We start from the raw sequence: 14,061 nt of genomic DNA on the forward strand, positions 1-14,061 counted from the left end.
GATTTGCTGAATTTATAAATGCAATTTAAATACTGAATGCTGTATCAATAATTTCGCCCTGCTCCTGCTGATGCACTTTATTATACCCTGTTGCAGTTGATGCGGAAGCCTGCCTGCTGATAACACCAAAGTTGAAATTCTTCAGGTTCATTTGCAGAAACCATGCAGCACCCATATTCTGCGGTTCTTCCTGTACCCAGAACCAGGTTGCTTTGTTGTATTTGTGATACAGGTTTTCCAGTTGCTGATAAGGCAATGGATAAATCTGCTCCAACCGGACAATGGCAATATCTGTTCTGTTTTCTTTTTGCTTTCGTTCAGCCAGATCAAAATACATTTTACCACTGCAGAAGAATACTTTCTTTACCTGTGCTGTATCTGGATTCGTTGGATCATCGAGCACTTCCTTAAATCCACCGGTTAAGAATTCTTCTTTCAATGAATAAGTTCCTGCATGGCGGAGATTTGCTTTTGGTGCAAAGTTGATCAATGGTTTACGGAAAGGCCATGCAATTTGACGGCGCAATGCATGAAAGAAATTTGATGAAGTTGTAATGTTGGTGATCACTAAATTTAATTCAGCACACATTTGTAAGAAGCGTTCCATTCTTGCACTGCTGTGTTCAGGACCCTGACCTTCATACCCATGCGGCAACAACATTGTTACACCATTCATACGGTTCCACTTCTGTTCACCGGCTGCAATAAACTGATCAATCATTGTTTGTGCCCCGTTACAAAAATCGCCAAACTGTGCTTCCCATAACACCAATGCATTGGGATTGGCCATCGCATAACCATATTCAAAACCAAGCACACCATATTCACTCAGTAATGAATTATAAATTCTGAAATGACCTGTTGCACCTTCAATATGATTTAAGCGGTTGTATGCTTTATCGTTTTCTTCATCACGCAATATTGCATGACGGTGAGAGAATGTACCACGGCGAACATCCTGCCCGCTCATACGTACATCTTTTCCATCAAGCAAAAGACTTGCATAGGCCATCAGTTCACCCGTTGCCCAGTCAATCTTTTTTTCGTCGTTGTATAATTTTATTTTATCGGAAATGATTTTCTCTACTTTCTTCAATGGCTTAAAATCAGCAGGCCATTTCATGATTGACTGAAATACTTTATCAAAATCGCTTTCACTGATGGCGGTTCGGGGCGACTGAATAAAATCATCAGCTGTTGCCCTGCGTAAACTTTTCCATGCCAGCTCAGGTGCCTGGTAATGATAAGGAAGAGGGTTTTGTTTTACTTCATCAAGGCGTTCCTGCAAATCGCTCCAGAATTTTTTCTCCATTTCCTTTGCAAGCTCTTTTGCATCGGGTTCGCCATTCTCCAGCAAATAATTGGTATATACTTCTCTCGGGTTAGGATGCTTTTCAATCAGTGCATACAAATGTGGCTGTGTAAACTTGGGATCATCACCTTCATTATGTCCGTGCTTACGGTAACAAACCATATCAATAAATACATCGCTGTTAAATTCCTGGCGGTACCGTGTTGCAATCTCCACACATTTTACAACTGCTTCTGCATCGTCACCATTCACATGCATAACAGGTGCCTGTACCATTGCAGCAAGTGAAGTACAGTAATCAGCACTTCTTGCATCATTAAAATCAGTAGTAAAACCAATCTGGTTATTAATTACAAAATGAATCGTTCCACCGGTATAATATCCTTTGAGATAACTCATCTGCAATACTTCATACACAACACCCTGTCCTGCTACCGATGCATCACCATGAATTAATATGGGAAGAATTTTATCATAATTACTGTGATACATGATATCGGCCTTGGCCCTGCTGAAACCAACCACTACCGGATCAACGGCTTCAAGATGTGAAGGATTGGGCATTAATTTCAGATGTACCGTTTTACCTTCTAATGTTTCTACTTCACTTCCATAACCCATGTGATATTTTACATCACCGCTTCCCATTGTTTGATCAAGCTTGGCAGTTCCTTCAAACTCACTGAAGATCTGAGCATAGGTTTTACCCATGATATTAGCCAGTATATTCAACCTTCCACGATGTGCCATACCAATAACCACTTCATGCACATCATTATCTGCAGCGGTATTAATGATTGCATCCAGTGCCGCAATGGTTGTTTCACCACCTTCTAATGAAAAACGTTTTTGCCCAACATATTTTGTGTGAAGGAATTTTTCAAATATAACACCCTGGTTTAATTTCTCCAGGATGCGTTTTCTTTTTCAGCGACAATGGGGTTTGAAATTCTTTCTCCATTGCATTGGTGAGAAAATCAACTTTCTTCTGGTCACTGATGTATTTGAATTCAATACCAACATGAGAAGCATAACAGTTCTCTAAATAGGTTTGAATATTTCTTAATGTAGTTGTACCGAGTCCGATCAACTGACCGGCATGAAATTCTTTATCGAGATCAGCTTCTGAAAATCCGTAAAAAGCCAGTTCAATATTGGCACCACGGTCTTTTCGTTTTCGGATAGGATTTGTTTTGGCCAGCAGATGACCTTTGTTGCGGTAACCAAGAATCATGCGGTAGGCCATGATCTCTCTCATCCAGTCTATACCTGAAGGCGGATTGCTGAGCGAAGTCGAAGCATTACTTGCAGCACTGAGCGTAGTCGAAGTGCCATTTTGCTTAACAGAAGAAACAGCAAAGTCAAATCCCTCAAAGAATTTTTTCATTTCAGGATCAACACTGTTTGGGTCCTTCACAAAATCATTGTACAGACTCTCGATGTATTGAGGATGAGAACCTGTGATGTATTGAAAATCTTTCATTTATTGTTGGTTGGCGGTCGTTAAGAAAGAGTGGCAAATATCGGTTGTTTTACTCAAAGGAAAAGCAGCTTCATCCATCATTTCAATGAATTATCAACGATTCATTAAAAGATTTCCAAAATAAAAAAGACCTCTCTTCAACCATCATCCTAAGTGGCAACGAAACCCATCATGAAACAAACCAAGAACGTATACGCTGGTGCCGGTAAAGCTGATGGCAAAAACAGGCTTATTTCCTGCCAATTGACCGGCTCTGACAGCGGTTGATGATTATCTTTACAGCTAACCGCTCATTGAAACCTGGGAAGAATGCCCCTCAAAACACCCTTTTTTCTGAAATATGGCCCTGAGATGTGTACAAATGCTCAAAAAAAACTCAAATCCGATAGAAAATTTCTCAACTTTTCCCCTACCTTTGCCGTCCGAAAAATTAAGATATGGCAAATCATAAGGCTACCAAAAAAGATGTTCGTCAGAGTGCAACCCGCAGAGACCACAACCGTTATTACGGCAAAACAACCCGTAATGCAATCCGTGATCTTCAGGCGATTAAAGAAGGAAAAGAAGCAGGCGAACAATTACCGGCTGTTGCATCTATGATTGATAAACTCGCTAAGCGTGGTATCATTCACAAGAACAAAGCTGCAAACTTGAAGAGCAAGCTTACAAAGAAAGTGAACGCAATAGCTTAATCACAGAAGCTATTTGAAAATAGTTAAAAGCCGCCTCCATGAGGCGGCTTTTTTTATTTTGCCGGTATCTGCTTTGCAGCCATTTCCTTTATTTTAGCGATTCCAAAACATTTTTACATGATAAGAGCTATCGCTGCAATCCTTTGCTTTTTTTCACTCATCCAATCTTCAACTGCGCAGGTTCCGGTAACACGTTACGAAACATCAAAAGGAAAAGAGTCCGTTACTTATTGGGAAGCAATCCAGGCATACAAACAGTTAGATAAATTCTCTCCTCTTGTAACCATGCTTACCATGGGGCCAACCGATGCCAATGAACCATTGCATCTTGTATTGGTGAGCAGTGATAAAACCTTCAACCCGCAGCAATGGCAGCAAAAGAATAAAATTGTTCTGCTCATCAACAATGGCATTCATCCCGGCGAACCGGATGGCATTGATGCAAGCATTGGACTGGTGAAAGATATTGTAACAGGAAAAAAGCAACTGCCTGCCAATGTTGTGCTTGCTATTATTCCGGTCTATAATATTGGCGGGAGTTTAAACCGCTCTGTTAATTACCGTATTGATCAGAACGGGCCAACAGAAAAAGGTTTCCGTGGCAACTCACAAAATTTTGATCTCAACCGTGACTTTATTAAGAGTGATTCAAAAGAAGCAAAAAGCTTTACTGAAATTTTTCAGTATGTAAAGCCTGATATTTTAATCGACAATCATGTAAGCAATGGTGCCGATTACCAGCATGTAATGACCCTGCTTACCACCCAGCATAATAAACTGGGTGGAGTGATGGGTGAATACATTAATAAAACAATGGAACCTGCTGTGTATGCCGGTATGAAACAAAAAGGCATTGACCTGATTCCTTATGTAAATAATTTTGGCGACAGTCCTGAAACCGGATGGAGTGCTTACTGGGACGGACCACGTTACAGCAGCGGTTATGCATCGGCATGGAATGTATTTGCATTTGTTCCTGAAACGCATATGCTGAAACCTTATGCACAGCGTGTTGATGCAACATACAAACTGATGGAAACATTTATTGAGTTTGCAACAGCCAATCAAAAAGCAATTAAGCAGGTAAGAGAACAGCAGCAAAAAGATCAGTTAACACAGCAAAAGTTCCCCTTTGGATTTACGGTTGACAAAACAAAGGTTTCTGAAATTACTTTCAAAGGTTATGAAGCAGGTAGAAAACCCAGCAATGTATCCGGACTCCCCGTTTGTATTACGACCGTAATAAACCATTTGTAAAGCAGGTGAAGTTTTACAACTCCTTTCAGCCAAAAGCTTTCATTGAAAAGCCAACTGCTTATATTATTCCGCAGGGGTGGCAGAAAGTAATTGAACTGCTGAAAGCCAATAAGATTTCCATGAGGCAATTTAAAACAGATACAGCCATTGAAGTGGAAGTGTACCGTATTGAAGATTTTAAAAGCAGTGCAAGGGCTTATGAAGGTCACCACATAAACACAGAAGTAAAAACAAGTAAGAGTGTACAGAAAATAAAATTCAGAAAAGGCGATTGGATGATACCCATGAACCAGGCAGGCAATCACTTTTTAATGGAAGTACTGGAGCCGACAGGTGATGACAGTTATTTTGCCTGGAACTTTTTCGATGCCATTCTTGGACAGAAAGAAGGATACAGCAGTTATGTGTTTGAAGAAACAGCAGAAGAATATTTAAAACAAAACCCGGCTGTAAAAGAAAAACTGGAACAGCGCAGGGCAACTGATACAGCTTTTGCCAAAAGCGGCGCAGCACAATTGAATTTTGTATTTCAGAACTCCACTTATTATGAACCGGTGCATATGATGTACCCGGTATATAGGGTTTTATAATATTTTTGACAGTATAATAATCATATGAAAAAAATCATTGGATCCGTTCTGCTTCTTCTCTCTTTTTCTTTTGCAATTGCTCAATCAGATACACTTCAGTTTTATATTGACGGATCTGGAAATAAGAGTGATGAAAAAACGGCTACTTATTACAGGGTGGCCATAAGACAGAATACTTATTGGCAGGTATTTGATTTATTCCTCTTAACAGATAAAATACAAATGAGGATACTATTCAGATGACAGTTTGAAAATAAAAGAGGGCCCCTTTGAATACTTTTCAAAGACAGGAAAAACCTCCGGCAGAGGTTCGTATAGTAATGGAGAATATAACGGACTCTGGAGATGGTGGTATGAAGATGGCCGACTCAGAGATTCTGTGATGTACAAAGAAGGAGCACCGGTTGGTAAATCAACCAGCTGGTATGAAGATGGCAAAGTGATGATCAAAAGAAATTTTGATGAGGATGGAAAAGGCAATGGCCTTTACAGACAATATTATTTTTCAGGAAAATTAAGGGACAGTGGCTACTATGAAAATAATAAGCGGACTGGCATATGGACATTTTTTCGTGATGACCATTCTAAAGCCAGTGAAATAAGATATGAAAAGGATTCAATCATGGGTGCTATCAATTATGATACAAAAGGAAGGATACAGAAAGATGCAATTGCTGAAATAGAGGCACAATTCAAAGGCGGGGAAGCTGCATGGAACAACTATTTAAGCAGGCGGCTTTCTGAACTGTATAACTTAAAAAATGCAGCCAGTTATGAAGGTTATTGCAATATCCAGTTTATTATTGATACAGATGGAAAAGCAGTGAGCATTGAAGCCATTGATCATAATAATGAATTACTTGCCGGTACTGTAATTTCAATAATACAGAGTTCAAAAAAATGGAACCCTGCTATCCAATTTAACCTCCCTGTTAAAGCATGGAGAAGACAACGGTTTGTGTTTAAGCTTCAATAATGCATTCCTGCCAGCATTCGTATGCCGGGGCTGGCACATAAGTATACAGCGTCTTTTTTGTTTAGTGAGCTATGTGTGCTCAAAACTTTCGTCTATTTTTGAAATAGCGGCAAGCGTAACGAACGGCAACTAAAACGACAAATATTCAAACAGCATGAAAAAAGACATCCATCATAGTTTTAATTATTGCAGCATCCTTTCTTTCAGGTTTCGCATTTCAAACAATCATTACCAACCAAACTAAAAAAACAACAAAAATGAAAAAGGTAACAGGCATTGGCGGCATTTTTTTTAAATGCAAGGACCCAAAAAAAATGACAGCATGGTACCAGGAAAATCTTGGTTTGACCACTAATCCTTACGGCGCAACCTTTGAATGGTATGAAGGCGCAGACAGCACAAAGAAAGCACAAACACAATGGACTCCGTTTCCCGAAACAACAAAATACTTTGAACCATCAACAAAGGACTTTATGATTAATTACAGGGTTGAAAACCTGGAAGCTCTTGTTGAAGAATTAAAAAGAACGGAGTAACCATTGTGGACACTATTGAAACTTACGACTATGGAAAATTCATCCACATCCTTGATGCAGAAGGAAACAAAATTCAACTCTGGGAACCGATTGATTGAGTATAACAAACCAGTTTACGAACAAATGAAATAAATAATTCAACCAATATTGAGCGATGGAAAAGCACAGAATATTTACAACTTCATTTGCCGGTGTTTATCCGCATTATATTGCTAAAGCAGAAAAGAAAGGTCGTACAAAAGAAGAGGTGGACATCATCATTTGCTGGTTGACCGGCTACACCCAGCAGCAATTGCAAAAGCAAATTGATACCAAAGTTGATTTTGAAACCTTTTTTGACCAGGCGCCTCAACTGAATAAAAATGTGTCAAAGATTACCGGTTTAATTTGCGGTTACCGTGTGGAAGACATTGAAGATAAGCTGATGCAAAAGATCAGGTATATGGATAAACTGATTGACGAATTAGCGAAAGGAAAAACAATGGAGAAGATTTTGAGAAGTTAGAAGGAATCAAGAACCAGGGCTGTAGAGTTAGCCGCAATTAAAATTCACACAATCCGAAAATTCAAAAAATCAATTAAGCTTATTAATGTTTGACAAATCACTATACCTGGACGAGATGATTAGACTGATTGACAAAGCAATCAGCCGTTTTAAATCAGAGAAGCCTGACTTCAAAATTTACACAACAAGTATTTGGACAGACCCAAATGCATGTGTTAGTTCAATTAATTTTGACAGCAAAGAAAACTCACTAAATAACATCAAGAAGTTAAACGACTGGAGTAAAGATTATTATGCCCAATTTTTAGCCGAAGGCGATTTAGAGCAAGCTGAATTGTTTAAACCAAAGGTTGAGATAAGATCTTGTAATCCAGCTAACTTTGAATTGAGAGATTTTGAAGAAATGACTCATCGAAGTTTTCCCGAAAATTGGGAAAGTGAAACAAACGGAAATTGTTGGAGAGAACTCGAACCAGCATTAGTTGAAATCGGCAACTATGCGGTTTCAAAAATTAAGAATTTGAATATTGATGATAATTTTGAATTATCGATAAATAGCAACAAAGATTGGTATGATAAAACATGGCAGTGATTAAATGAAAATTGTATTTCTCTGCGCAGTATCAATATTTCTTATTTCTTGTACTGACAATAGTGTTTTAAAGAATATCGATCCTGAAAATTCATCCACATCTCCCCTTGCAATCCCTGAGGCTACTACCCTATCTGAAGATATTCCAAAAGCAAGTGAATGGGTGGTAAAATATTTTGCGCAGGATAGTATTATATTAGACTATAGTATAAAAAGCATAAAGCATCTGGATAATTTTATTGAGAAAAATTCAGAAAATGGAAAAGCAAAAGACAGTTCAAAACTATCAAGCGATTTAGGCTATAAGCTTTTTGCAATCGGTTCGTATGTTGGACAAGTGATAATTAAAGGTAGTTCTGGTAGCAAATGGGTGACAGATGATAGCGATCCAAATGGCGAGGTAAACATTGAAATACAAATGAAGGATGGTACAAAAATGTGGCCTGTCCAAGAAGTACTAAAAGATATCAAAATGGCAATGAAGACAACCTTTACAGTTATGTATACTTAGTGTCACAAGGTCTTTTAAAATAATTTGCCAAACCACAGGCAACAGGGTGTTAAACCAATACCACTCCTTTTAATTCCAACCCACTCAGGTTCGTGAAGACACGAACCGGGGCTTTAGAAGAAACAAAATTGTTGGGAGTTGCGTATATTTAAATGTTAGCGGCAAGCTTAACGAACAACCTGTACATACCAAAAACATTGACTTTAATGCCACGAATATTAGAACTTACTCATTCCGAAGCTCGACAGTATTTTCTCAAAGAAGAAAGTTATTATAATTTTGACCTACCTCACTATTTCGTTTTTGAAACCCTACTTCAAACTGTTGCTGCACAAATAACTGGACATAACTTTGCAACGTTCTTCTCAACATATACTAATCAAGCTGGGCAAGTAAAACAGAATTTGCCGACTGAATTTGAAAACGTAAACTATGAATTTCTCAACAACAAAGATGGCAAATTTGCTTGGAGGCCATTTCAATTAATTCACCCCGCATTATACGTTTCCCTTGTTAATACGATTACAGAGCAAGTTAATTGGAACTTGATAGTTGCAAGATTTATCAATTTTCAAGCTAACCTTAATATTAGGTGTTACAGTATTCCTTTTCAGTCAGGTTCTAACCAATCTGACAGAGCAACTTCAATCAGTGAATGGTGGCAGGCAATTGAGCAACAATCAATAGAATTAGCACTGAAATATGAGTATGTACTTCATACTGACATTTCGGACTGCTATGGCTCAATCTATACTCACTCAGTTCCTTGGGCTATTCACACCAAAACAGTAGCTAAAGCAAGAAGAAGAGACTTAACACTTGTTGGTAATGCTATTGACAAACACTTACAGGATATGTCCTATGGACAAACAAATGGAATACCGCAAGGAAGTGCTTTAATGGATTTTATATCTGAAATGGTTCTGGGATATGCAGACTTGAAACTGTCAACAAGAATTCTACAAGAAAATATTCAAGATTATGAAATTATCAGATATCGTGATGATTACAGAATATTTTCAAACAACCCACAAACAGCAGAACATATTACAAAGCTGCTAACCGAAATATTAATTGAATTAGGAATGCGATTAAATGCACAAAAAACAATAATATCAAACAATGTTGTAAAAAACTCAATCAAACCGGACAAACTTTATTGGATGTCGGCAAAGAAAGGGTCAAAAAGTATTCAAGAGCATTTGCTTCTAATTCATAAACTTTCAGAAGAATATCCGAATTCGGGAAGCCTTTCAAAGGCACTTAACAGATTTTATAAAAGGATAAAACCCATAACTGAGACAAAACAAAATATAACAGTTTTGACAAGCATTTTGGTTGATATTATGTACAAGAATCCCAGAACATATCAAATAGCTTCTGCCATTCTTAGTAAACTACTATCACTTCTTGCTGACGCCAATAGAAAAGATGAAATTTTAAATCTTATATACCGCAGGTTTGAAAAATACCAAATACAGGTCATATCAAAATATGGCTACAACGTTTAACTATAAAACTTGACAGGCAAAGGAATTATGATGAGAGCCTTTGCAGGAAAGTTAATGATGCAACAATTCAAATTTGGAATTCCGACTGGCTTGAAAACAACCTAAAAACATTAATAGAAACCACTCCAATTATTGACGAGGGAGTAATTGCAGACATTGACGTTGTAATTGACAGTAGTGAAGTTGATATGTTTAAAAGCGACTATGATGATGCGGGAACAACGCCAGCATAGAAAGCAAGCCACCAAAAATCTTACCGTTTGCTATCCCGCCAACCAAAACTGCAAATAACCACCCTGTATCCACCGAATCAAAAAAAGAAGTAAGTTTACTCCCATGAATAAAAATCATTTCATCCTGCTCGCAATTTTTGCATTGCCTTTCTTTTTATTTAATTCAACTGCTGATATGAAAAAGAAAAAGATCCTTGTGTTTTCTAAAACAGCCGGTTACAGGCATGCATCCATCAAAGAGGGAAAGGAAGCCCTGCTGAAACTGGGTAAGGAAAATAATTTTGATGTGGACACCACAGAAGACTCCACGTACTTCAACAGCAAAACTCTCAGCAGCTATGATGCTGTTGTGTTTTTAAATACTACCGGTGATGTGCTCAACAAAGAACAGCAGGAAGCATTTGAACAGTATATCCGCTCTGGAAAAGGTTTTGCAGGTGTTCATGCAGCAACCGATACTGAATACGGCTGGCCCTGGTTCTGCAAATTAGTGGGCGCTAATTTTGCCAGTCATCCCGCACAGCAGAAAGCAACCCTGCATGTAACGGATGCCACTCATATTTCAACCAAACACCTGCCGCAAACATGGGAACGCTTTGATGAATGGTATAATTTCAAAAACAGGAACAGCGATGTAAAAGTGCTGCTCAGCATTGATGAAAAAACCTATGAAGGCGGAACAGAACCGGATCATCATTCCATGTCATGGTACCATGAGTATGATGGTGGCAGAAGTTTTTATACGGCTTTAGGTCATACAGAAGAATCGTATGTTGAAGAGAATTTTATGAAACATGTACTTGGCGGAATACGCTATGCAATGGGAAAATAAATTCACCCTTCTTTTATTCTTTCATCCAGATCACTGAATTCTCTTCATGAAATTCATTCGGCTCTCTTAATTTGTTGGCGGGGTCAACGATCCATTTTCCATCCACTACAAATTTGTATACATGTTTGCCGGGAGCAAGATGCTGTTGAATCATCCACTCATCACCCACCCGTTTCATAGGAAAACTATTGGGCGACCAGTTATTAAAATCACCGGCCAAGTAAACAGACTTTGCATTGTCATATCCTTTTAAACGGAATGTTTGATTGGGTGCTATTACCAGTACCTGGTTGGGCCATTCTTTCCCTGTTGCAGGATCAGCGATTTTCTTTCCATCCACTTCATAGATGTATTCATAATTTCCATGCCCCAGGACATACGGCAGTTCCCAACCGCTGCTTGTTTTCTTCATGGGCAGCTCAAAATTTCTCCACTGGTTGAAGGAGCCCATCAGGATTACTTTCTTTGCAGCAGTATATCCTTTCAGTGAAAACAGGTAAGGGTCACCAACTGTTTTTACTGAATTATATTCATTCATTTCATTGGGAAAACGTTCCTGGTTGGCAGGATCAGCAAACCATCGTCCGTCTGCAATAAAACGGTAAGTATGTGTACCCGGCGCTAAGTAAACCGGCTTTTCCCATCCGTAAGTTGTACGTTCTAATGCAATTTCACCCGGGTTCCAGTTGTTGAAACTGCCTGCCACCATCATCTTTTTTGCCTGTGTATTGCCAGCCAGTGCAAACACGATATTTGTTTTGTAATACACTGAATTATCATTCCCCTCTCCATCATTTTCAACAATCCGGTTATCGGTATCTATTGTCCATTTGCCATCCACAATAAATTTGTAATAATGTTTACCAGCTCCGAGTTTTACAACAGCAACCCATCCACTGTCGACCTGCCGCATAGCAAATGCATCGGGATTCCAGTTGTTGAATGTACCTGCCAGCATTACCCTCTCTTGCTTTTTATTGTTCCGTAAAAAGAACGTAACGAGTGAATCTTTTACAGCAAACGGGTATTTCCTGATGAAGCGGTTATAACCATACATGGGTTCTTTATTGGCAGTGCCGTTTAAGCCAAGATAAGTTTTCAGTGAAAACATGATCTTATCAACCGGGTCATTAATTTTTTCTACGGGCTGCATGGATTTACTCAGCACCAGCAGTTCACCATTATTCAATTGAACCTGCCACCCAAGTTTCAGTAATGAATCTGGACGGTTGGTTTTGAGAAATGTTTTGAGATCCAGTTCCTGCAAATCATACTTTACAATAAAACTGTCGAGCGAAACCTGCGGCAGGCTTTTGCTGAGCGTTATGTACATATGCCCATTCTTCACCACGAATGCTTTTACAGGCGGTTGTGCCTGTATGTTGACCGTAACAAACAGCAACAGCAAAGCCGGCAGCAACTGCTGTACAAGCTTCCTGAAGAGAATGATGTTACGTGTTACTTCCATATATACATTTTACGCTTTACAAAGTTAAACCCAATTTTGTGCATGGAGAGAAAATCAAATCCCAGCATTCCGTCTAAACAGCGCTCATAAGAAAAACACATTTTTGCGAGGTTGGTTACCAGTACGGGCATGGTTGAAATATCCCGTTCGCCGATTTTAAGATTACTCATATCGCCATACAAAGCATCCACTTTTGAATTGCCTGCACCATTGAGCGTAATACGTTTGGTAATGACGACATTGCCGAGTACATTTTCTGATAACCGGCTGTCGATTACATTTGATTCTGCACCAGTATCAACCAGGAAGGTGAGTTTTTTGTTTCCCACTTTTCCAAAGGTTAGAATTTTATTGTCAACCAGTGTAATGGGAAAAACAGAATAAGCTGCTGTGTCGTTCAGCATCCTGTTCTGGTAATTCTTTCCGTCTTTTTTTGTAATGTGATGAAGATGAATCTCACTGTTTTCATAATCAATGATCATTTCAAACTGCTTAAACAGCTGTACACCCATCAAACCAAAAATTTTGATCCCTTTGCTGTTTTCAATATGACCGAGATTGATACGGTCGGCGGTTACTTTATAATAGTTCACAGCTCCAAATGAAAACTTCTTTACTTCTGTGCGACCGTTATCAGTTACTGAACCGGTAATGCCGCCACTATTTTCACCATGGCTTGGTTCTGTATATGGATAATCCCTAAAGTAGGTCATGTTGAGAATTAAACCCGGAGCACCGGTATCGAGAATAAAACTGCCTTCAATATTATCTGCCTTGGCTTTGATGAGAATTAGATTACCTGCACGGCTGAAAGGAATAATAAAATCAACGGTATCTGTTACAACAACAGGGTCATTTCCAAAACCTGATGACTGGTAAACCGCATCGCTGCTGTAAGACAGCACTGCCTTTGAAGTATCTTTTCCAGCAGGAGATTGAGCCATACCATCAACAGCAGCCAATATACAGGCCACTGCAACCAACAGCTTAACCGGAAATGATGATGACATAAGGTTTAATTCCAATTCAAAAAATAAATCAACAGCAGTTAGATTACGAACCAGTGAACAACCTGCACAACCACTAACCACAATTTAACTGTTAGACGGGCAGCATATCTCAGAAGTTACTAAAACAGTTGGCTTCTGTATGAATGGCAAGAGTTCCATTTTCAGTTATAAAATATTGATATCAATTAGTATCTTAATTCATGATTTCAACTGAAACATTTCGCCAACTGTCTCTCACCTTTCCTGAAGCAACAGAAGAACCACACTTCGAAAAAACTTCGTTCAGGATAAAGAAAAAAATCTTTGCCACATTAGATTTGAAGAACAACATTGCCTGTGTTAAACTTTCAGCAACTGACCAGGATGTTTTCTGTTTGATTGACAAAGAGATCATTTATCCCGTTCCCAACAAATGGGGACAGCAGGGATGGACACTCATTAATCTTGCTAAAATAAAAAAGCCGTTGCTCACAGATGTGTTAACAACGGCTTATCATGAAGTGGCGAAGAAAGGCAAGTGATCATAAAAAGGTATGCCGTACTTTGGAAGTAT

At 38.8% G+C, this 14,061-nt stretch carries 10 protein-coding genes and 4 pseudogenes; 11 read left to right on the forward strand and 3 right to left on the reverse strand.

Annotated elements, in window-relative coordinates:
- Window positions 1–25: 25 nt before the first annotated feature.
- Window positions 26–2,795, reverse strand: a pseudogene (locus tag IPK31_01155) (2-oxoglutarate dehydrogenase E1 component).
- A 437-nt stretch (window positions 2,796–3,232) separates the two neighbouring features.
- Here IPK31_01155 and IPK31_01160 point away from each other — a divergent pair.
- From IPK31_01160 to IPK31_01205, 10 genes and pseudogenes are all read left to right on the forward strand, one after another.
- On the forward strand, window positions 3,233–3,487 hold the full coding sequence (locus IPK31_01160) for a 30S ribosomal protein S20 (protein ID MBK8086691.1): 255 nt from the start codon (window positions 3,233–3,235) through the stop codon (window positions 3,485–3,487).
- Window positions 3,488–3,604: 117 nt separating this feature from the next.
- Window positions 3,605–5,334, forward strand: a pseudogene (locus IPK31_01165) (M14 family metallopeptidase).
- Between the two features lie 24 nt (window positions 5,335–5,358).
- Window positions 5,359–5,577: a hypothetical protein gene (locus IPK31_01170; GenBank protein MBK8086692.1), complete on the forward strand. Its 219-nt coding sequence runs from the start codon at window positions 5,359–5,361 to the stop codon at window positions 5,575–5,577.
- A 4-nt stretch (window positions 5,578–5,581) separates the two neighbouring features.
- On the forward strand, window positions 5,582–6,310 hold the full coding sequence (locus IPK31_01175; GenBank protein MBK8086693.1) for an energy transducer TonB: 729 nt from the start codon (window positions 5,582–5,584) through the stop codon (window positions 6,308–6,310).
- A gap of 257 nt (window positions 6,311–6,567) precedes the next feature.
- Window positions 6,568–6,944: pseudogene (locus IPK31_01180) on the forward strand (VOC family protein).
- Window positions 6,945–7,000: 56 nt separating this feature from the next.
- The gene (locus IPK31_01185; protein ID MBK8086694.1) at window positions 7,001–7,351 is read left to right on the forward strand and encodes a DUF2200 domain-containing protein; all 351 of its coding nucleotides are present in this window, start codon (window positions 7,001–7,003) and stop codon (window positions 7,349–7,351) included.
- Between the two features lie 115 nt (window positions 7,352–7,466).
- A complete protein-coding gene (locus IPK31_01190; protein MBK8086695.1) occupies window positions 7,467–7,943 on the forward strand; it encodes a hypothetical protein in 477 nt (158 codons plus the stop codon).
- A 4-nt stretch (window positions 7,944–7,947) separates the two neighbouring features.
- Window positions 7,948–8,454 carry a hypothetical protein gene (locus IPK31_01195; protein ID MBK8086696.1) on the forward strand — a complete coding sequence of 169 codons (507 nt, stop codon included), beginning with the start codon at window positions 7,948–7,950 and terminating at the stop codon, window positions 8,452–8,454.
- 206 nt (window positions 8,455–8,660) lie between these two features.
- Window positions 8,661–10,198: pseudogene (locus tag IPK31_01200) on the forward strand (RNA-directed DNA polymerase).
- Window positions 10,199–10,301: 103 nt separating this feature from the next.
- The gene (locus tag IPK31_01205; protein ID MBK8086697.1) at window positions 10,302–11,030 is read left to right on the forward strand and encodes a ThuA domain-containing protein; all 729 of its coding nucleotides are present in this window, start codon (window positions 10,302–10,304) and stop codon (window positions 11,028–11,030) included.
- Window positions 11,031–11,043: 13 nt separating this feature from the next.
- Here the strand turns inward: IPK31_01205 and IPK31_01210 are convergent, their stop codons facing one another.
- Entirely contained in the window at window positions 11,044–12,498 is a 1,455-nt protein-coding gene (locus IPK31_01210; protein ID MBK8086698.1) for a hypothetical protein, read from the reverse strand.
- A complete protein-coding gene (locus IPK31_01215; GenBank protein MBK8086699.1) occupies window positions 12,489–13,508 on the reverse strand; it encodes an aspartyl protease family protein in 1,020 nt (339 codons plus the stop codon). Before IPK31_01215 ends, IPK31_01210 begins: the two co-directional genes overlap by 10 nt.
- A gap of 200 nt (window positions 13,509–13,708) precedes the next feature.
- On the opposite strand from IPK31_01215, the gene IPK31_01220 reads away from it, so the two are divergent.
- Window positions 13,709–14,029, forward strand: a complete 321-nt coding sequence (locus IPK31_01220) for an MmcQ/YjbR family DNA-binding protein (protein MBK8086700.1) — start codon at window positions 13,709–13,711, stop codon at window positions 14,027–14,029.
- Window positions 14,030–14,061 lie beyond the last annotated feature (32 nt).

The organism is Chitinophagaceae bacterium, from assembly GCA_016713085.1.
Lineage (GTDB): Bacteria > Bacteroidota > Bacteroidia > Chitinophagales > Chitinophagaceae > Lacibacter.

Bases quoted from the DNA above. Each gene is read 5' to 3' on its own strand.
- IPK31_01195 (MBK8086696.1), top strand. From the start codon at position 7,948: ATGAAAATTGTATTTCTCTGCGCAGTATCAATATTTCTTATTTCTTGT.
- IPK31_01220 (MBK8086700.1), top strand. From the start codon at position 13,709: ATGATTTCAACTGAAACATTTCGCCAACTGTCTCTCACCTTTCCTGAA.
- IPK31_01215 (MBK8086699.1), bottom strand. From the start codon at position 13,508: ATGTCATCATCATTTCCGGTTAAGCTGTTGGTTGCAGTGGCCTGTATA.
- IPK31_01205 (MBK8086697.1), top strand. From the start codon at position 10,302: ATGAATAAAAATCATTTCATCCTGCTCGCAATTTTTGCATTGCCTTTC.
- IPK31_01190 (MBK8086695.1), top strand. From the start codon at position 7,467: ATGATTAGACTGATTGACAAAGCAATCAGCCGTTTTAAATCAGAGAAG.
- IPK31_01185 (MBK8086694.1), top strand. From the start codon at position 7,001: ATGGAAAAGCACAGAATATTTACAACTTCATTTGCCGGTGTTTATCCG.
- IPK31_01170 (MBK8086692.1), top strand. From the start codon at position 5,359: ATGAAAAAAATCATTGGATCCGTTCTGCTTCTTCTCTCTTTTTCTTTT.
- IPK31_01160 (MBK8086691.1), top strand. From the start codon at position 3,233: ATGGCAAATCATAAGGCTACCAAAAAAGATGTTCGTCAGAGTGCAACC.
- IPK31_01210 (MBK8086698.1), bottom strand. From the start codon at position 12,498: ATGGAAGTAACACGTAACATCATTCTCTTCAGGAAGCTTGTACAGCAG.